The sequence below is a fragment of the Microbacterium sp. MEJ108Y genome, assembly GCF_000834175.1.
Lineage (GTDB): Bacteria > Actinomycetota > Actinomycetes > Actinomycetales > Microbacteriaceae > Microbacterium > Microbacterium forte.
In genome coordinates this window covers 25,709-42,945 of sequence record NZ_JXQX01000005.1, presented here as the reverse complement: position 1 = coordinate 42,945, position 17,237 = coordinate 25,709, and the positions used below count along the sequence as shown (strand labels likewise).

General features: G+C 67.9%; 19 protein-coding genes. 13 read left to right on the top strand and 6 right to left on the bottom strand.

Features of this window, described 5'->3' with window-relative positions:
• Both RU09_RS02855 and RU09_RS02850 read right to left on the bottom strand, forming a co-directional pair.
• The coding region (locus tag RU09_RS02855) for a MarR family winged helix-turn-helix transcriptional regulator (protein WP_042537282.1) at positions 1 to 544 on the bottom strand (544 nt) is incomplete at its 3' end.
• Positions 544 to 801 (bottom strand): hypothetical protein, encoded by a 258-nt coding sequence (locus RU09_RS02850; RefSeq protein ID WP_042537280.1) that lies wholly within the window; start codon positions 799 to 801, stop codon positions 544 to 546. The genes RU09_RS02850 and RU09_RS02855, both read right to left, overlap by 1 nt.
• A gap of 120 nt (positions 802 to 921) precedes the next feature.
• On the opposite strand from RU09_RS02850, the gene RU09_RS02845 reads away from it, so the two are divergent.
• From RU09_RS02845 to RU09_RS02810, 8 genes are all read left to right on the top strand, one after another.
• Positions 922 to 1,371: a MarR family winged helix-turn-helix transcriptional regulator gene (locus RU09_RS02845; RefSeq protein WP_042537278.1), complete on the top strand. Its 450-nt coding sequence runs from the start codon at positions 922 to 924 to the stop codon at positions 1,369 to 1,371.
• A 71-nt stretch (positions 1,372 to 1,442) separates the two neighbouring features.
• Positions 1,443 to 1,772: a DUF7882 family protein gene (locus tag RU09_RS02840; protein ID WP_042537276.1), complete on the top strand. Its 330-nt coding sequence runs from the start codon at positions 1,443 to 1,445 to the stop codon at positions 1,770 to 1,772.
• A 3-nt stretch (positions 1,773 to 1,775) separates the two neighbouring features.
• Positions 1,776 to 2,066: a hypothetical protein gene (locus RU09_RS02835; RefSeq protein WP_042537274.1), complete on the top strand. Its 291-nt coding sequence runs from the start codon at positions 1,776 to 1,778 to the stop codon at positions 2,064 to 2,066.
• Positions 2,067 to 2,138: 72 nt separating this feature from the next.
• Positions 2,139 to 3,362 carry an MFS transporter gene (locus tag RU09_RS02830; RefSeq protein WP_042537272.1) on the top strand — a complete coding sequence of 408 codons (1,224 nt, stop codon included), beginning with the start codon at positions 2,139 to 2,141 and terminating at the stop codon, positions 3,360 to 3,362.
• A 135-nt stretch (positions 3,363 to 3,497) separates the two neighbouring features.
• Complete coding sequence (locus RU09_RS02825; RefSeq protein WP_042537269.1) at positions 3,498 to 4,805, top strand: ABC transporter substrate-binding protein; 1,308 nt, start codon at positions 3,498 to 3,500, stop codon at positions 4,803 to 4,805.
• 72 nt (positions 4,806 to 4,877) lie between these two features.
• Positions 4,878 to 5,750, top strand: coding sequence for a carbohydrate ABC transporter permease (locus RU09_RS02820; RefSeq protein WP_042537267.1), 873 nt, complete (start codon positions 4,878 to 4,880; stop codon positions 5,748 to 5,750).
• Positions 5,747 to 6,655 (top strand): carbohydrate ABC transporter permease, encoded by a 909-nt coding sequence (locus RU09_RS02815; RefSeq protein ID WP_042537266.1) that lies wholly within the window; start codon positions 5,747 to 5,749, stop codon positions 6,653 to 6,655. Before RU09_RS02820 ends, RU09_RS02815 begins: the two co-directional genes overlap by 4 nt.
• Before the next feature lies 1 nt (position 6,656).
• Positions 6,657 to 7,367 (top strand): alpha/beta fold hydrolase, encoded by a 711-nt coding sequence (locus RU09_RS02810; RefSeq protein ID WP_042537264.1) that lies wholly within the window; start codon positions 6,657 to 6,659, stop codon positions 7,365 to 7,367.
• Between the two features lie 215 nt (positions 7,368 to 7,582).
• On the opposite strand, the gene RU09_RS02805 is transcribed toward RU09_RS02810, so the two are convergent.
• The 3 genes from RU09_RS02805 to hisD (RU09_RS02795) are packed head-to-tail and all read right to left on the bottom strand — an operon-like array spanning position 7,583 to position 10,409.
• Positions 7,583 to 8,323, bottom strand: coding sequence for an HpcH/HpaI aldolase family protein (locus RU09_RS02805; RefSeq protein WP_042537262.1), 741 nt, complete (start codon positions 8,321 to 8,323; stop codon positions 7,583 to 7,585).
• A complete protein-coding gene (locus tag RU09_RS02800; protein ID WP_042537260.1) occupies positions 8,323 to 9,081 on the bottom strand; it encodes an SDR family NAD(P)-dependent oxidoreductase in 759 nt (252 codons plus the stop codon). The genes RU09_RS02805 and RU09_RS02800 overlap by 1 nt, the downstream gene beginning before the upstream one ends.
• On the bottom strand, positions 9,078 to 10,409 hold the full coding sequence (gene hisD / locus RU09_RS02795; RefSeq protein ID WP_042537258.1) for a histidinol dehydrogenase: 1,332 nt from the start codon (positions 10,407 to 10,409) through the stop codon (positions 9,078 to 9,080). The genes RU09_RS02800 and hisD (RU09_RS02795) overlap by 4 nt, the downstream gene beginning before the upstream one ends.
• Positions 10,410 to 10,509: 100 nt before the next feature.
• On the opposite strand from hisD (RU09_RS02795), the gene RU09_RS02790 reads away from it, so the two are divergent.
• The 4 genes from RU09_RS02790 (at position 10,510) to RU09_RS02775 (ending at position 14,698) form a co-directional block, all read left to right on the top strand.
• Positions 10,510 to 11,511 carry a LacI family DNA-binding transcriptional regulator gene (locus RU09_RS02790; protein WP_042537256.1) on the top strand — a complete coding sequence of 334 codons (1,002 nt, stop codon included), beginning with the start codon at positions 10,510 to 10,512 and terminating at the stop codon, positions 11,509 to 11,511.
• A gap of 135 nt (positions 11,512 to 11,646) precedes the next feature.
• On the top strand, positions 11,647 to 12,627 hold the full coding sequence (locus tag RU09_RS02785; RefSeq protein WP_042537254.1) for a nuclear transport factor 2 family protein: 981 nt from the start codon (positions 11,647 to 11,649) through the stop codon (positions 12,625 to 12,627).
• Positions 12,628 to 12,657: 30 nt separating this feature from the next.
• Positions 12,658 to 13,827, top strand: a complete 1,170-nt coding sequence (locus RU09_RS02780; protein WP_042537252.1) for a cupin domain-containing protein — start codon at positions 12,658 to 12,660, stop codon at positions 13,825 to 13,827.
• Entirely contained in the window at positions 13,820 to 14,698 is an 879-nt protein-coding gene (locus RU09_RS02775) for a nitrilase-related carbon-nitrogen hydrolase (RefSeq protein ID WP_082041018.1), read from the top strand. The genes RU09_RS02780 and RU09_RS02775 overlap by 8 nt, the downstream gene beginning before the upstream one ends.
• Before the next feature lie 151 nt (positions 14,699 to 14,849).
• On the opposite strand, the gene RU09_RS02770 is transcribed toward RU09_RS02775, so the two are convergent.
• Complete coding sequence (locus RU09_RS02770; RefSeq protein WP_042537250.1) at positions 14,850 to 15,776, bottom strand: LysR family transcriptional regulator; 927 nt, start codon at positions 15,774 to 15,776, stop codon at positions 14,850 to 14,852.
• Between the two features lie 76 nt (positions 15,777 to 15,852).
• On the opposite strand from RU09_RS02770, the gene hisD (RU09_RS02765) reads away from it, so the two are divergent.
• Positions 15,853 to 17,169, top strand: coding sequence for a histidinol dehydrogenase (hisD, locus tag RU09_RS02765; RefSeq protein WP_042537247.1), 1,317 nt, complete (start codon positions 15,853 to 15,855; stop codon positions 17,167 to 17,169).
• The last annotated feature ends 68 nt before the right edge of the window (positions 17,170 to 17,237 follow it).

The following is a 17,237-nucleotide window of genomic DNA, read 5'->3' as shown; positions in this document are numbered from 1 at the left end:
ACTCGGATTCCTCGTGCGAGCGGATGACCTCGCGCAGTTCCTGGTCGAGATCGGACGCCTCTTCGATCGCCGAGGTCATGCCGGCGAGGAACCGCGTGACCACGGCGCGCTCCTTGTCGCTCATCTCGTCGACCAGTGCCAGCATCCGCCTGTGCATCGCACCGAGGGTCTCGCGAACCTCGTCGTCGCTGCTGACCGTCGGCACCACGATTCCGGCCCTGCGATCGGTCGGGTGCGGCTCTCGCCTCGCGTGCCCGCCCTTCTCGAGGCGGTCGATGAGCGTCGTCGTCGATGCGGTGGAGATGTCGAGCATGCGGGCGATGTCGATGGCTCGCACGATGCGGCCGGCCCGCTGCTCGCGCAGCAGGAAACGCAGGGCGACGAGGTCGGTCTCGTTCATCTTCATCGAGATGCGTGTGCGTTCCCGCATCGCGGTCTCGGCCGCGCGGTAGCGACGCAGCAGGTTCAGGACGTCGACGGTGCTGGCGCTGTCGGCCTCGGGATACCAGTAGCCGGAACGGCTGAACTCCTCAGAGCGCTCCATCACGCCACCTCGCCATCATCGCTCAGGCTTTCTTCACTTCCACGGGGTTCCGCCTCGCGTGCGAGCATCTCGGCCGCGCCGGACTCGACCTCGGCCGGCACGATCCGCAGTATCCCGCCGGTGATGGCGTCATGTTCGGCGGTGACGATCTGATCGATCCGCCACGCAGGCACGGAGGGGAAGTCCGCGCGCAGACGGTCGATCATGTCGGCGTACATGATGTACCCGGCATCCTCGAGTGCGAATCGCTCGACCATGAGGCCCCTTTCCCAGAATCCCATCATCTCACTTCATCAGAGTGGCTGGTCGCATTGGATTTCGCTAGGCAACCTGGTTACCTGTTTGTCGAGTACCATGGAAGGGTCAGGGGGTGACGCATGAGCAGCAGGACTGAGACGACGACGCGGGCGACCGAACTCGTCGCGCGTGTCGACGAACTTCGCAGGGCCGAGGCCCAGTTCGGGCGACGCCTCGCCGCCGTGCGCGCACCGAACGACACCGACAGGGAGGCGATGAGGTACATCCTCGACGCCCCTGACGACGCCCCCGCCACGCCGGGCGGCCTAGCCGCTCACCTGAACGTCAGCACGGCGGCGATCACGAGCCTGCTGCGTCGACTTCAAGAGCGCGGTCAGATCGTCGTAGCGCCGCACCCTGCCGATGCCCGCTCCAAGGTGCTGCGCCCGTCCCTCCGCGATCTCAACGCGCAGGCCGATGAGCTGACGCAGCGCATCGAGTCGCTCGCCAGCGAGTTCACCCCGGAGCAGACCGATGCGATCACCCGGTTCCTGCGACGCCTGGCCGAGGAGATCGGCGACCTCCCCTAGGTCGGACTGTGATTTAGCTAGGTAACCTAGTAATCTATTTCTCAACGTAATGTTCGTCTGAGGGAGAGATCATGGGACGTCTGACGTACGGCAATACAGCAACGCCGATCGAGCTCGACGATCGGTTGATGACGCACCTGCGGCTCGTGATCGTGACGAAGCTGCGGCGAAACGAGTCCTTCCCGCTCACGCTCGCGATGGGCGACGGTGTCGCAGAGACGATCTGGGTGCACGCATCGATTCCGCTGCGCTTCTCGATGACGCAGGAGGCGGATGTCGATCGTTCGCTGGTGGTGGCGATGATGAACGCCGCGAGCTCCGCGGGAGGCCTCGATCTGACCCGTGACGAGTTCGCCCGGGTGGTCGACGGCTCGCGCACCCTGCATGCGATGAGTGCGTGAACCATGTCCGCACGCATCAGGAACGCCGCCAAGGCTGTGACCAGCGCACGGGTGCGCTCGGCATCCCGGCCCCGAGGACTGTGGGTGGAGGTCGACCCCGGCTTCCACGTCGGCAATGACCGACGTCAGTTCCTCGGTTCGATCACCGGGACGCCGCGCGAGGGCTTCCGCGCATTCGGGGCGCAGTCCGATTTCATCGGCCAGTTCGATCGCCTCGATGACGCGAAGGCCGCGATCACCGCGGCGTCGGCGACCGCCGAGGGGTCTGCCCAGGTCGAACCGCTGCTGGGCTGATCTCGGGCAGGCGACGCCCGCGTCGCAAAGGGCGATTTTCGGCGACGCGCTGAGGCGTGTACCGTCGTTGCCATGACCTCGATCGAATCGATTCGACGCCCCGTCGCGGACCAGGCGACCCGACGTGCGCGGATCGCCGTCTCGGCGCTGTTCCTCACGAACGGTGCGCTGTTCGCCAACATCCTGCCCCGCTACCCCGAGATCAAGGCCGCCCTCGACCTCGACAATGCTGGCTACGGACTCGCGATCGCCGCCTTCCCCGCCGGAGCCATCGCCGCCGGACTGTTCGCCGCCGTGCTGATCCGCCGCTTCGGTTCGGCGCGAATCGCAGTGATCGGCACGATCGGCACCGGCCTCGGGCTGCTCGCGGCAGCCCTCGCACCGTCCGGCATCCTGTTCGCGGTCGCCCTGCTGCTCGGCGGAGCGTTCGATGCGATCACCGACGTCGCGCAGAATGCGCACGGTCTGCGAGTGCAGCGGCGCTACGGCCGTTCGATCATCAACTCGTTCCACGCCATCTGGTCGATCGGCGCGGTGCTGGGTGGAGGCATGGCCGCGGCGGCGATCGCCCTGCAGCTGCCTCTCGGCGTGCACCTGGGCATCTCGACTGCGGTGTTCGCGGCCGTGGCCTTCACGGCACTCTGGTTCTGCCTCCCCGGCCGTGATGAAGAAGCGGATGCCGAGGCGACCGCCGAACCGGTCGAACTGCAGACCGCGGTGCGCCGCGGTGTGAGCCCGCGGACCGTGATGATCCTCATCGCGCTCACGCTCATCGCGATGGCCGGCGCGATCGCCGAGGACGCCGGCAACTCGTGGGCGACCCTGTACCTCAGCGACTCGCTCGGCGCCGCTGCCGCGGTCGCGCCCCTCGGGTTCATCGCTCTGGTGGGCGCGCAGTTCATCGGACGGATGCTGGGCGACGGAATGACCGACCGCTTCGGCCAGCGCGCCGTGGCCCGAGTCGGGGGCCTGATCGCCGCAGGGGGAATGGCCCTCGCGCTCATCTTCCCGAGCGTGCCCGGAACGATCGCCGGATTCGCCGCCGTCGGCTTCGGCATCGCGACGCTCATCCCCGCGGCCATGCATGCGGCCGATGAGCTGCCGGGTCTGCGCCCGGGGGCCGGTCTCACGATCGTGTCGTGGTTGCTGCGCATCGGTTTCCTGCTGTCGCCGCCGTTCGTCGGCTTCATCGCCGACACCGAGAGCCTGCGTGCGGGTTTGATCGTGGCGCCGGCCGCGGCGGTGGTCGCGGTGCTGCTTGCCGGAGTGCTCGAGAAGCGTCGTCCACGGGGGTAGTCGGCAGCGGCGGGCATGTCCAGACCCCTCCGCGCCCACCATGCCGCGGGTTTCGGCAGTATACGTATTCAATCCTCAAGAATTCCTGGAATATAGGCTTCCCTAAGTCCGTTGCATACGTATACCATCAGCGTCATGGGACATATCAAGCATCGGGCACTGCCGGTACTCGCCCTCGCAGCGGTGGGCATGATCGCCCTCTCCAGCTGCGGCGCCGGGACCCGCACCGACAACGCGAACTCGACAACGGTGTCGTGTGACTACACGGCTCCGGAGGGCAAGACCACGGTCAACGTCCTCGCCTACAACTCCTCGGCGATCGACCCGTTCACCGACACCATGGTGTCGAGCTGTTCGAACGACGACGTGACGCTGAAGCACGACCCGATCGACTTCGGCGGGCAGGTGACCAAGACCACGGCGACGCTCGCCGGCGACTCGGGCACCTACGACATCCTCGAAACCTACGGATTCGTTATCCCGGGCTTTGCCGAAGAGAAGAAGCTCGTTCCGCTGAACGACCTCTGGGACAAGTATGCCGACGACTACGGTCTGGGCGAGATCAGCGAGTCGATGGTGGAGGGCATGTCGTACGACGGCGACATCTACGCCATCCCGATGCAGGCGCAGATGTTCGTCATGGCATACCGCACGGATGTCTTCGACGACCTGGGGCTCGAGGTGCCGACCACCTTCGACGAGATGATCTCCGCCGCCGAGGCGATCCAGGCCGAGGGGCTCATGGACTACCCGATCGCGCTGCCGTGGCTCGCGACGAGCGACGTCTCCACCGGTTTCCAGGCCGCGATGAACTCGCTCGGCGCCGACTTCGTGAACGCCGACGGCGACGTGACGCTCGACGGCCCCGAGGCCAAGCAAGCCGTCGAGGCGATGCTCGCGCTCAAGCCGTACATGGATCCGCAGGTCACGACCTTCGACCAGCCCAAGGTGCAGCAGCAGATGTTCAACGGCACTGCGGCCATGTCGATCATGTTCTCGGGCCGGATGATCGACCTGACGCTGCCGGAGAACTCGAAGCTCTCCGACTCGTTCGGCTTCGCGGGGGCGCCCAAGCTCACGACTGACGCCGACTACTCCTACAACCGCCTGTCGATCGACGGATGGTCGATTCCGTTCAACACGAAGCTCGACCACGACATGCTCTTCCAGATGATGGCCTCGGCCGTCAGCGAAGACGCGTCGACGGCATCCGTTCCGGCGGCCTACCCGGCCCGCGAGGGGATGGTCACCGAAGAGAACTCGCCGTACGGCGCCGCCGCCAACGACTCGATCGCCTCGGCGATGCCGCCGATCGTGTCGCCGGTGCTGGCCGATCTGACCAACGAGATCCGCCCGATCCTCGTCGAGATCCTCAACGGCAACGTCTCCGTCGACGACGGGCTGGCGCAGATGCAGGCAACCGGCGAGTCCTTCGTCGGCTGATCCAGGACCGCCGGTCCGCGGCTGTGGCCTGAGCGCGAGTTCAGGCCACAGCTCGTCCAAGGGAGGACGCTTATGAAGACACGCGAGTTCTGGTTGCTCTTCGCACCGAGCCTGCTGGTGATGGGGGCGCTCCTCGTGCTCCCCCTGGTGCGCACGGTGCAGTGGAGCTTCGAGCAGGTCCGCTACGGCTCACCCGGATCGTTCGTCGGGCTCGACAACTTCGTCTACGCGCTGACTGATCCGCGCTTCCACCGGGCGGTCGCCTTCACCGTGATCGTCACGGTCATCACGACCGTGATCCTGCTCGTGTTCGGGTACATCATCGCGACAGGCGTTAACAGGATCACGACGTCCCGTCCGCTGGTACTCGGCATCCTGCTCGTCTCGTATGTGCTGCCCAACCTCGTGGGGGCTGTGGCGTTCTCGTGGCTGTTCGACGACAGCTTCGGCGGCGTCGTCAACCGGTTCATCGGGTTGATGGGCGGCACCCAGGTGCTCTGGTTCACCGACCAGGTTCCCAACGCGATCCTCGTGATCGCGAACACTGTCTGGTCGATGCTCCCGTTCGCGATGCTGATCATCCTGGCGGGGCTGCAGGGGGTGCCGAACGAACTGAAGGAAGCCGCGAAGATCGACGGAGCGAACGCCTTCCAGACCCACATCAGCGTGATCATCCCGACCATTCGCGGGGTGCTCGGGTTCGTGACGCTGATCACGATCATGGACGTCCTGAGGATGTTCGACAACCTGATCCCCCTGTCGCCGCAGGCGCAGTCGATCGGCAACGAGTCGATCATGCTCTACGTCTACTCGGTCGCCTTCGCCGACGGCGCACAGAACCTCGGCCTCGGCAGCGCGATCAACGTGCTCACCATCGTCCTCATCCTCATCATGCTGATCCCGTTCATCCGGGGCATCTTCAAGGAAGCGAAGGCAGAACGATGAGCCTCACGACCTCCGAGCTCTCCGACTCCGAGCTCTCCACCCGGGCGATCATCACCAGCGGCGCATCGAAGCGCAAGCGGCGCGGACCGAACCGCCCCCCGGTCATCACCGGACTGCTGCTCGGCATCCTCTGCATCGTGATGCTCAGCCCGTTCATCTGGATGGCGCTGTCGGTCACGAAGCCCACAGACGTCGCGTTCTCGAACCCGCCGGTGTTCTGGGACTACGAGCCCACGCTGCAGGCCTTCGTCAACCTGTGGGAGACGACCTATTTCGCGGACTACCTCGTCAACACCCTCGTGGTCGCCGTCGTCTCGACCGTGCTCGCGCTGGTCATCGGCATCCCCGCGGCGTACGCGCTCTCGAGGTTCCCGAGCTATGTTTCGGCGCTGCTGCTGGTGCTCGCCCTGATCTTCCGGGCGCTCCCGCGCTTCTCGGTCGTGCTGCCGATGTACGACATCAGCAGGGCGCTCGGCATCTATGACACGACGTTCGCGTTGGCGATCGCCCTCGTCGCGATCAACCAGCCGTTCACGATCTGGCTGCTGCGCAACTTCTTCGCCGAGATCCCGAAGGAGCTCGACGAAGCCGCCATGATCGACGGCTGCACCAGGATCGGGATGCTGCGCAGAGTCATGATCCCGCTGATGGGGCCCGGCATCCTGACGGCCGGCATCTTCGTGTTCCTGTTCGCGTTCCAGGAGTACCTGACGGCTCTCGTGCTCACCGACACCTCGTCGAAGACCGTGCCGGTCTTCATCGCGACGCAGCTCGGGCAGACCCTGCCGATGCTGCAACAGGCGGGAGCCGCATCCATGCTGCTCACGATCCCGGTGTTCGTGATCGCGTTCATCGCGCAGAAGTACCTCGTCGCCGGCCTCAGCGACGGCGCTGTGAAGGGCTGACATGGCGGTCGCGGTGCCGCCGCTCGTGCTGCTGGCCGGCATGAACTGCACCGCCGATCTATGGGAGGACGGCGGTTTGGGAGGGGGAGCAGGTGGGGCGATCCGGCCGGTGCTGGATCGCCCCACCGTCTCGGGGCAGGTCGATGCGCTGCTCGACGAGCTGCCCGATTCGTTCATCCTGGTCGGGCACTCACTCGGCGGCATCGTCGGCATGGCGCTCGCGCTCGCCGCCCCTACGCGTGTCGCGGGGCTCTGTCTCGTGTCGACCAACGCCAAGGCGCCGACCGATGCGCAGCGCTCCGGCTGGACGAGCTGGCTGGATGCTCTCGACGGTGGTGCTGAGCCGCGAGCGCTGCAGGACAGCATCCTCCAGCCTCTGCTCGGAGAGAACGTCGTGCGAGATCGTCCCGACCTCGTGGAGCGCACGCTGCGCATGGGCGAGGAGACCGGGGTCGAGCGGCTGCGGGCTCAGCTGCGGATGCAGCTCACACGCACCGATCTGCTGTCGCGACTCGGCGGACTGACCATGCCGACGCTCGTCGTCTCAGGACTCGACGACGTCATCTGCCCGCCGCGCTTCCACACCGAGATCGTGTCGGCGATGCCGGACGCACGGCTCGTGTCTCTGGATGCCGGCCACCTGCTGCCGCTCGAGAGGCCGCGGGAATTCGGTGGACTCGTGGGGTCGTGGCGCTCGCACCTCCGCATCTGAGCCCGCAGACGCTCGGGCGCCGTCGCGCGGCGTCCTCTCGGGAGGAGGACTGCGCCCCGGGAGGAGAGAATCCGTGAATCTCTCCTCCCGAAGCGCAGTTCTCCTCCCGAAGGGTCGGGATGCGGCGGAGAGGCCCGAGGGTGGGGATGCGGCCGCGAGGCCCGAAGGGTGGGGATGGGGCCGCGAGGCCCGAGGGTGGGGATGCGGCGGCGGGCTCAGCGCTCGGGCGTCGCCAGTCCGCGCAGATGCGCCATGAGGGAGGAGGCGAGGTTGTAGACCACGAGGTCGGCGCCGGCGGTGAAGGCCGCGCTTGCCGCATCCCGCGTGCCGACGATGTCCATGCGCAGGGAACCGGCGCGTGCGAGGGCCGAGTGCACGGCGGCGATGGCCTGCGGCACAGGCTGATCATCCGGGCCGGAGCTGGCCGCGAGATCGGCCGGACCGACCATGATGCCGTCGAGGCGCGGCACAGTGACGAGCGCATCGACGTTCGTGACGCCGCGGGGCGACTCGATCATGCCGAGCACCAGAGTGTTCTCGAGCCACCACTCGCGGTGGTCGGCGGGGTCGACGAGGCCGAAGCGCCCTGCCCGGCTGTACGTCGCGAAGCCGCGCGACCCGACCGGGGGGTACATCGCCGCGGCGACCAGCGCCTCGGCATCCGCTGTCGTGTCGAGGTGCGGAGCCAAGATGCCCTCGGCTCCCTGATCGAGCACCCGTAGGATCTGATCCCGATCGCCCTCGCCGACGCGCACGATGACCGGCACGTCGTGCACCTGCGCGAGCGCGATGTGCTGACGCAGCGCGACGAGGTCGGCCGGTCCGTGCTCGCAGTCGATCAGTACGAAGTCGAACGCGGCGACGGCGAGCATCTCGACGAGCTCTTCCGACGGCATCCGCAGCAGGGCGCCGATCAGCTTCTCACCCGCCCGTGCCCTGGCGCGCAGCGACGGCATCAGGCCACCATCCCGGCCGAGAGGTCGATGTCGGCGCCGCACATGCCCGGCATCGCGAGCATCGCGATGACCGCCGCGCCGACCTCTTCTTCCGTCACCATGCGGCCGAGAGCCGCACGCGACACGAACGCCTGCTCGGCAACGTCGATGCTCGTGCCCGAGCGCTCGGCCTCGAGGCGGAAGTTGCGTTCCATCCGTGGGCCCTGCACCGGGCCGGGGGAGAGCGAGTTCACACGCACGCCGGCGGGGCCGACCTCGAACGCGAGCGTCGACGTGAGTCCGATCACGGCCATCTTCGAGGCGCAGTAGGGGGTGCGATGCGCGAGCGGACGCTTGCCAGAGACGGATGCCACGTTGATGACGTCGCCGTCGCCGCGCTCCACCATTCCGGGCAGCAGCGCCTTGCAGAGCAGGAAGGTGCCGCGCACGTTCACGGCGAACACCTCGTCCCAGTCGGCGACGTCGATGTCGGTCAGAGCCGCGACGGGGCCGGGGATGCCGGCGTTGTTCACCAGGATCGAGACATCGGTGCCGGCGAGCTGCTCGCGGAGCGCGTCGACGGATGCCGGGTCGGACACGTCGCACGATATCCCCCGCGCCCGTGACCCGAGGTCGGCCGCGACGCGGTCGAGCTTCGCGGCGTCGCGCCCGACCACCACGACGTGCGCACCGGCGGCGTGCAGCGACCGGGCGATGGCCGCCCCGAGTCCGCTGCCGCCGCCGGTGACCACTGCCGTGCGACCGGAGAGGTCGGTCATCGCGTCTCCGCGCCGACCGCGGCGTGGCTCTCTTCAATCCAGGCGAATTCCGTGCCGGCATGACGCCAGGCACGGGCGTCACCCGAGCGGGCGTGGCCCTCGAACAGCTCGACCCGGGCAGCGCGCCCGCAGACGGCGCCGAGCTCGGCCGACGACTCGGTGTTCTGCACCTCCTGGTACGTCACGGTGCGCAGATACTTGCCGACCCAGAGCCCGCCCGTGTACCGGGCAGCGCCGAGCGTCGGCAGCACGTGGTTGGTGCCGATCACCTTGTCGCCGTATGAGACGCACGTGTTCTCGCCGAGGAACAGCGCGCCGTAGTCGTGCATCTTCGTCAGAGCCTCGCGCGGATTCTGGGTGAAGATCTGCACGTGCTCGAAGGCGAAGTCGTCGGCGATCCGATAGGCCTCGTCGAGATCGTCGGCGACGATCACCTGACCCCAGTCGCGCCAGGCCGGGCCCGCGTAGTCGCGCGTGGGCATGCCGGGAAGGATCTTCTCGATCCAGTCCATGACCTCTTCGGCCAGCGCCTGCGACGTCGTGACGAGCACGGCGGGCGAGTCGGGTCCGTGCTCCGCCTGAGAGAGCAGGTCGACCGCGGTGAAGAACGGGTCGGCGTGCTCGTCGGCGACGATGAGGATCTCGGTGGGGCCGGCGAACAGGTCGATGCCGACTTCACCGAACAGCTGCCGCTTGGCCTCGGCGACGTAGGCGTTGCCCGGCCCGGCGATCATGTTCACCGGCTCGATCGAGTCGGTGCCGACGGCCATCGCGGCGACGGCCTGGACTCCTCCGAGGATGTAGATCTCGTCGGCGCCGGCCATCTTCATCGCGGCCACGGTCGCAGCGGGGATCTCGCCGCGGATGGGCGGGGTGCACGCGACGACCCGAGGGACCCCCGCCACCTTGGCGGTGATGATCGTCATGTGCGCGGACGCCGTCAGCGGGTACTTGCCTCCGGGGATGTATGCCCCTGCGGCCTGCACGGGCACGTGCTTCTGGCCGAGGAACACCCCTGGAAGGGTCTCGACCTCGATGTCGACCAGTGAATCGCGCTGCGCCTGCGCGAAACGGCGCACCTGGCTCTGCACGAACTCGATGTCGGTGATCACCTGTGCATCGAGCGTGCCGATGATCTCCGTGATCTCCTCATCGGAGAGTCGGTACGAGTCGCGACTCCAGTTGTCGAACTGCTCGGCATACCGACGCACGGCGACGTCGCCGTTCTCGCGGATGTCGCCGATGATTCCCCTCACCCGCTCGGCGACGTCCTGCTGAGCGGTGTCCGCGAACGTCTTCGTCGGCGCGGTCTTGAGATGCAGGGGCATGGCCCTTCCTTCCGTTGCATACGTATGTGCTGATTATGACCGCGTATGCATTCGGGCGTCAAGAGCAGTAGAATCCGTGAGATCGAGGGGGAGGCGCCAGATGGTCGTCACGAGTCGTGATGTGGCCCGCTTGGCGGGTGTCTCGCAGCCGACGGTGTCTCGGGCGCTGCGCGACGATGCGCGAGTGTCCGAGGCGACGAAGCTCAGGGTGCGCGAAGCGGCCCAGCTGCTGGGCTACGTGCCGAGCGAGGCGGGGCGTGCCCTGTCGTCGGGTCGAACCCGGCGCATCGGCCTGCTGCTGACCGATCTCGACAACCAGTTCTACTCGCACATCATCGCCCCGGTGCACCGGGAGCTCGAGACCCTCGGCTACCAGCTGATGCTGCACACCGAGTCGGCCGACAACGACACGATCGTCGAACGGCTGCTCGCCAACGGTCTCGACGGCGTGATCCTCGCGACCACCACGGTCGAGTCCGTCGCACCGTTGCGCCTGAAGGACCGCGGCCTGCCGTTCGTGTACTTCAATCGCACCGGCTCATTCGTCGAGGCGGATGCCACCGTCGTCGATCCCGCGCCGGGCTATCGCGACGCTGTCCGGCGGGCGGTCGAACTCGGTCACACGCGCGTGGGAGCGGTGCTCGGACCGAGCAACACAAGCACGGCGCAGAGCCGGGAGGCGGCCTTGCGCGACGCCCTCGTCGCCGAGGGCGTGACGCTGCACGAGAGCGATGTGCGGCGGGTCCCGTACGGAGCGGCCGAGGGTGAGGCGGCGGCATCCGAGATCCTCGCCGGAGCAGACCGCCCGACCCTCCTGTTCTGCGGCAACGACGTGGTCGCATACGGGGCGCTCAACGCCGCCCACCGCGCGGGTCTGCGCGTGCCGGAGGACCTCTCGGTCCTCGGCTTCGACGATCTCCCCGAGGCTGCCTGGCCCATCATCGACCTGGCCACGATCGGATACGACATCGCCGGCATGGCGCGCACCGCCGCAGACCTCATCGTGCGTCGCATCGAGGACCCGGACGCCGCACTCGAGAAGACGCGGTTCGAATCCGCTTTCGTGTCGCGGCGCACCCTCGCGGCCCCGCACGCCGGCTGACCCCGCCGCTCGGCGATGATCACCGTGTGCGCAGGATCGTCTCTTGCGCTGGTTTGTGCATACGCATACACTGACGAAGACGAAGCCAGCGATCACCGATGAACCGCAGCTTCGCGTCTCGAAGGAGTGAAAAGCGTGTCTCTCGACCCGGTTGCTTACCTGCCGTACAAAGACCCCGACGACTTCATCCGTGAGGTCACCGATCTGATCTGGGTCGATCGGTCGATCAGCTTCATCCGCGAAAACTACGAGCCCGACTCGATCGTGCACGGCGCCTACGGCACCTCGACCACGCGGCAGGAGGTCATCGAGGGAACGCTCATGCGCATCTCGGCGACGCCCGATCGCACCGGCCAGGCGGAGGACGTGATCTGGGAGGCCCGTGGAGACGACGCATTCCTCAGCTCGCACCTCGTGCTCTCCGGACATCTGCAGACGTCGTCGCACAGCCGCACGATCGCCAACTGCCTGTACCGCAAGGGGCGCATGGTCGAGGAGTGGGTGGTGCGGGACTCGCTCGCCGGTGCGCTCGAGAGCGGCCTCGACGTCGATGAGCTCGCCCGCGCCCAGGCCTTCCGCGGGTACACCGGATCGTGGACCGAGCCGGCCCCCGCCGATCCGATCGCGAGGGGCGACTCCGGTGCGCGCCCCGACGACTACCGCTCCGAGGTCGAGACCGTGATCGACATGATCCAGACGGTCTGGAACGACCGCGACCTGCAGAAGGTCGAGAAGTTCTTCCACCGCGACCTCGTGCTGCTCACGGTCGGCAACCGGGTCGTCATCCGTCCCGAGGGCTACCGTCGGGCGCTGCTGCGGTTCCTCGAGTCGTTCCCCGCGGGACAGTTCGAGATCCGCGACATCCAGACCAACTACGACGTGCGCTATGCGGGCCTGCGCGTCGCCGTCACCTGGAAGTTCGTGGGCGACTACAACGGCGTGCCGAACTACGGCAGCCTCACCGGCAAGCCGATCGACCTGATCGGCATCTCGCAGTTCACATTCCACCAGGGAGCCCTCGTCAAAGAGGTGCGCCTGTGGGACGACATCGCCCTGCGCGCCCAGATCGCGGGCGTTCGCGGCGACGAGCCTGCGGCCTTCAGCAACATCTACTGATCAGCGACTGATCGACAAGGAGAAGAAGAAATGAGCAACGCCATCGTCGACCAGGTCGACGTCATCGTCCCCGCGGACGAGATCGCACGCCGCACCATCCGTCGGTCCGACTGGGTGCCGTGCAACTCGGCGTTCATCGACTGCCGCACCCCGGGTTCCGACCGCAAGGAGAACTACTCGTTCATCGGCGCCGGTGTCTCGCAGAACGCGAGCCAGTACGTGAACCTCGAGGTGAACCACGGCTTCAACACCGGGGCCGCCGGCATGCCGAACGGCATCTCGAACAACCTGCACCTGCACTTCACCGCAGAGGTGTTCATCAACCTCGGCGGCGAGTTCCGACTCCGCTGGGGGGTCGACGGCAAGCAGGGCGAGTACATCAGCCACGACGGTGACATCGTCACGATCCCCACCTGGATCTTCCGCGGCTTCACGAACGAGGGGCCGGACGACGGCATCCTCTACACGGTGCTCGGCCGCGATGACAACGGCGGCATCATCTGGGGTCCGTCGGTGCTTCGCGAGGCGGAGTCGTACGGCCTGCACCTCACGGCCGACAACAAGCTCATCGACACGGTCGCGGGAGATGTGCTCCCCGACGACGTGCCCCTGATCACGCCGATGAAGCAGCACTACATCGACGAGCTCACGACCTACACGGTCGAGGACATGCGCTCGCGGGTCATCCAGCCGGGTGACCGCAAGTACTCGTCGGCGGCACTGCTCTGCGCAGCGGTCGACGGCGGCCACGTCGAGCTCGCCACCGCCATCGGCTACGGCATGAGCGAGAACCGCCGCCAGGTGCCGAACGTGACCGAGCCGCACTCGTTCAACCTCGCGTGGGTGCGTGCCGAGGCGGGACAGGGCGTGCTTCGCCACCGCCATGACAAGACGCAGGCGCTGCTGTTCAAGACCGGCCGGTGGGAGGTCACCCTCAACGGCGACCCGTCGACCGCGGTCACGCTGGGCGCGGGCGACACCTTCTCGGTGCCCGAGGGCAGCTGGCGCTCGTACGTCTGCGTCGAGGGCGATGAGACCGGAACCGGAACGGTGCTCGTGATCAACGGCGGCGACGACCGCGTCTACCTCGAGTGGGCTCCGGAGGTCGTCGAGGCGGCGGCCGCCGCCGACTGGACCATCGACCCCAACGGCTACCTGGCCCCTCTCGGAGTGATGGTCACCGCCACCGAGGATGACTGAGATCGCAGGGGCGCGAGGGGCTTCCGGCTCCTCGCGCTCCGGCGCCTCCTCCGCGGGTGTCGGAGCAGCGGATGCCGGTTCGCTGCGTGTCGCCGCGATCTCACCCGAGATCGTGATCGGCGATGTCGACGGCAACCTCGACCGCATCCGCTCGGCGATCGCCGCGGCCGCGCGCCGCGGCGCTCAGCTGATCGTGCTGCCGGAGCTGGCAACGAGCGGCTACGTGTTCGCCGATCGGGACGAGGCGCTCGGCGCCGCTCTGACCACCGGCGACCCGCGGTGGTCGTCGGTGCAGGAGGCGATCCCCGAGGGCGCCGTGATCGTGGTGGGGTATGCCGAGAGCGACGGCGATCGTCTGTTCAACACCGCCGCGGTCCTCACCCGCGATCTGCGCCTCGCCGACTACCGCAAGGCGCACCTCTGGGGCGCCGAGAAGCTGGTCTTCGACAGCGGATCAGAGGCGGGGCTCGTCGTCGATGCCCCGTTCGGCCGTCTCGGCGTGGCACTCTGCTACGACAACGAGTTCCCGGAGGTGCCCCGTCGGCTGGCACTGGCGGGCGCTGACGTGCTCGCACTTCCGGTCAACTGGCCGCTCGTTCCGCGCCCCACAGGTGAGCATGCTCCCGAGCTCATCCAGGCGATGGCATCGGCCAGGTCGTCGAGGCTGCCCGTCGTGATCGCCGATCGGTGGGGCTCCGAGCGCGGGGTCGACTGGACAGACGGCACGGCGATCATCGACGAGCAGGGGTGGATCGTCGCGTTCCGGGCCGTGATGGGGGCCACCGCGGTGCTGTCGCTCGACGCGGCGCGGGGCAAGGCGCTTCCGCCGCACAACGACCTGTTCGCCGACCGTCGCGCCGACCTGTACTGACGCGATCGGATGCCGGTTTGACCCATGCAGGGTTTGACCGTGCAGGGTTTGACCCGTGCCGGATGCAGGACCTGAGCGCGGATGCAGGGCGGGATCGTCGATCTGCTCCCGCATCCGTGCCTTCGTCCTGCAGACGGGTCGGAACCCGCCGTCATGCGAGAGCGGTGCGCCCCTGATGCTCCGGCAGTCGTTCGCGCAGCATCCGCTCTGCCAGCTCGGCCAGCTTCTGCGTCGCGGGCGACAGCAGCACGCCCTCGCGCTGCACGAGCGCGATCGTGTCGTGCATCGGCTCGGCGAACGGGAAGGTGCGGATGCCTGACGGAAACGCGTCGGACTCGGCGATCGAGCGCGACACGATCGTGTCGGCGGTGCCCGCCGCGACCAGGCTGAGCGCCGTCTCGACGTGCTCGACCTCGACCGCCGGCTCGATGGTGAGCCCCCGCAGCCGTGCGCGTTCGAGCAGCTGGCGCCGTGTGGGGTCGTCCCACCCGGCGAAGGCGTCGTAGAGCACGAGCTTGGCGTCGGCGACCTCGTCTATCGAGACGGCCGGGGCGTCGGGCTCGCGGGTGGCCGAGGCATAGAGCACCTCGTCGCGGAACAGCGGGCGCACCTCGAGGCCGTCCTCGTCGACCGGAAGAACCAGCAGGCCGGCTTCGAGCTCGCCGGCGGCGATCGAGCGGGCGACGTGCGCCGAGTTGATGCCGACGAGCCGCAGTCGCACGTTCGGATGCCGGTGATGGAAGGTCTCGGCCAGATCCGCGAGCGCGTAGTAGGCCGCGTTGCGCAGCACGCCGAACGTGCAGGTGCCGCGGTCCAGCGACGTGAGCGCCTGGATGGTGTCGATGCCGTTCTGCACCGCGCTCACGGCCTGCGCCGCGTGGGGGCGCAGCTCGAGCGCGGCGGCCGTCGGCACGAGGCGCCTGCTGCCGCGGGTGAAGAGGGTCACGCCGAGTTCGCGTTCGAGGCGCGCGACGAGCTCGGAGACGGAGGCCTGCGTCATGCCCAGAGTCCTGCCCGCCGCCGTGAACGAGCCGTCGTCGAGCGCCGCGAGGAAGGCCGTCAGCTGCGTGATGGTCATAGCCAATGGTAAACCCGATGGATTGCCACGGATCATCAGGCTTGTCTCGTGGATGCAGCGGATCTAGCCTTCCTGCATGCGTTACTCCTCAGCTGTCCTCGCCCGCTACGACGGCGACTTCCATCACCTCAAGACCCCGCTCATCGACGCACCCGCCGCGCAGCGCGATCCGGCCGTCATCGAGACCGTCACGAGCATGCTCGCCGACATCCGCGAGCGCGGTCTCGATGCCGTGCTCGATTACGCACGCACGCTCGACAACTACCAGGGTGCCGACATCGAGCTCACCGCCGAGCAGATCGCGAGCAGCGGAGACCGCCTCGACCCGGATCTGCGCGCGGCGATCGAACTGGGGGCCGAGCGCACGCAGGCGTTCGCCCGCGCCTCCCGCGAGCACCTGACCGACTTCGAGACCGAGTTCGTTCCCGGCATCGTGACCGGCGCCAAGTACATCCCCGTCTCGCGCGTCGGTGCGTACCTGCCGGCCGGTCGGTTCCCGCTCACGGCGAGCGCCTTCATGACCGTGGGCGTGGCGAAGGCGGCGGGTGTGCCGACCGTGATCGCCTGCACGCCTCCGCAGCCCGACGGCGGAGCGAACGACGCCGTCGTCTACGCCGCGCACCTCTCGAGGGTCGATCGCGTGTTCGTGATCGGCGGGGTGCAGGCGCTCGCGGCCATGGCCTACGGGCTGCTCGGCGATCTGCCCGTCGACATGCTCGTCGGCGCGGGCAACGCGTTCGTGGCCGAGGCCAAGCGTCAGCTCTTCGGCACGGTCGCGATCGACCTGCTCGCGGGTCCGAGCGAGGTCGCCGTGATCTCCGACGAGACCGCCGACCCCGTGCTCGTGGCCGCAGACCTGTTGGGGCAGGCGGAGCACGGGCCGAACTCGCCCGCGGCGCTCATCACGACATCCGAGGAGCACGGCCACGCTGTGATCGCGGAGATCGAACGGCAGCTCGAGACGCTGGCGACGGTCGACATCGCGGGTGCCGCCTGGCGCGACTACGGTGTCGTCACGGTCGCGAAGGACCGCGAGACCGCCGCGGCCCTCATGGATGACCTCGCCCCCGAGCACCTCGAGCTGCTCACGGACGACGACGACTGGTACCACGAGAATCTGCGCAACTACGGCTCGATCTTCATCGGGCCCTGGAGCACCGTGGCTTACTCGGACAAGGGCATGGCCGGCACCAACCACGTGCTGCCGACCGCGGGTGGGGCGAAGCACAGCGCGGGTCTCTCGGTCTCGCGCTTCCTGAAGCCTCTCACCTATCAGCGCATCAGCCGCGAGGCGACGCCCGAGCTCGCGAACGCCGTGCAGGTGATCTCCGACTCCGAGGGGATGGCCGCACACAGCGCGACGGCCACGCTGCGGTTGGACCGTCTCGCCTGACGGGGCGTGCCGCCATCGTCCTGCATCCGGTCGCGACGGGTAGGTCGGGGCCGGATGCAGGACCGAGG

Excerpts from the sequence above, each read along its gene's own strand:
- RU09_RS02850 (WP_042537280.1), bottom strand. The coding sequence starts at position 801 with ATGGTCGAGCGATTCGCACTCGAGGATGCCGGGTACATCATGTACGCC.
- RU09_RS02845 (WP_042537278.1), top strand. The coding sequence starts at position 922 with ATGAGCAGCAGGACTGAGACGACGACGCGGGCGACCGAACTCGTCGCG.
- RU09_RS02840 (WP_042537276.1), top strand. The coding sequence starts at position 1,443 with ATGGGACGTCTGACGTACGGCAATACAGCAACGCCGATCGAGCTCGAC.
- RU09_RS02835 (WP_042537274.1), top strand. The coding sequence starts at position 1,776 with ATGTCCGCACGCATCAGGAACGCCGCCAAGGCTGTGACCAGCGCACGG.
- RU09_RS02830 (WP_042537272.1), top strand. The coding sequence starts at position 2,139 with ATGACCTCGATCGAATCGATTCGACGCCCCGTCGCGGACCAGGCGACC.
- RU09_RS02825 (WP_042537269.1), top strand. The coding sequence starts at position 3,498 with ATGGGACATATCAAGCATCGGGCACTGCCGGTACTCGCCCTCGCAGCG.
- RU09_RS02820 (WP_042537267.1), top strand. The coding sequence starts at position 4,878 with ATGAAGACACGCGAGTTCTGGTTGCTCTTCGCACCGAGCCTGCTGGTG.
- RU09_RS02815 (WP_042537266.1), top strand. The coding sequence starts at position 5,747 with ATGAGCCTCACGACCTCCGAGCTCTCCGACTCCGAGCTCTCCACCCGG.
- RU09_RS02810 (WP_042537264.1), top strand. The coding sequence starts at position 6,657 with ATGGCGGTCGCGGTGCCGCCGCTCGTGCTGCTGGCCGGCATGAACTGC.
- RU09_RS02805 (WP_042537262.1), bottom strand. The coding sequence starts at position 8,323 with ATGCCGTCGCTGCGCGCCAGGGCACGGGCGGGTGAGAAGCTGATCGGC.
- RU09_RS02800 (WP_042537260.1), bottom strand. The coding sequence starts at position 9,081 with ATGACCGACCTCTCCGGTCGCACGGCAGTGGTCACCGGCGGCGGCAGC.
- hisD (WP_042537258.1), bottom strand. The coding sequence starts at position 10,409 with ATGCCCCTGCATCTCAAGACCGCGCCGACGAAGACGTTCGCGGACACC.
- RU09_RS02790 (WP_042537256.1), top strand. The coding sequence starts at position 10,510 with ATGGTCGTCACGAGTCGTGATGTGGCCCGCTTGGCGGGTGTCTCGCAG.
- RU09_RS02780 (WP_042537252.1), top strand. The coding sequence starts at position 12,658 with ATGAGCAACGCCATCGTCGACCAGGTCGACGTCATCGTCCCCGCGGAC.
- RU09_RS02775 (WP_082041018.1), top strand. The coding sequence starts at position 13,820 with ATGACTGAGATCGCAGGGGCGCGAGGGGCTTCCGGCTCCTCGCGCTCC.
- RU09_RS02770 (WP_042537250.1), bottom strand. The coding sequence starts at position 15,776 with ATGACCATCACGCAGCTGACGGCCTTCCTCGCGGCGCTCGACGACGGC.
- hisD (WP_042537247.1), top strand. The coding sequence starts at position 15,853 with ATGCGTTACTCCTCAGCTGTCCTCGCCCGCTACGACGGCGACTTCCAT.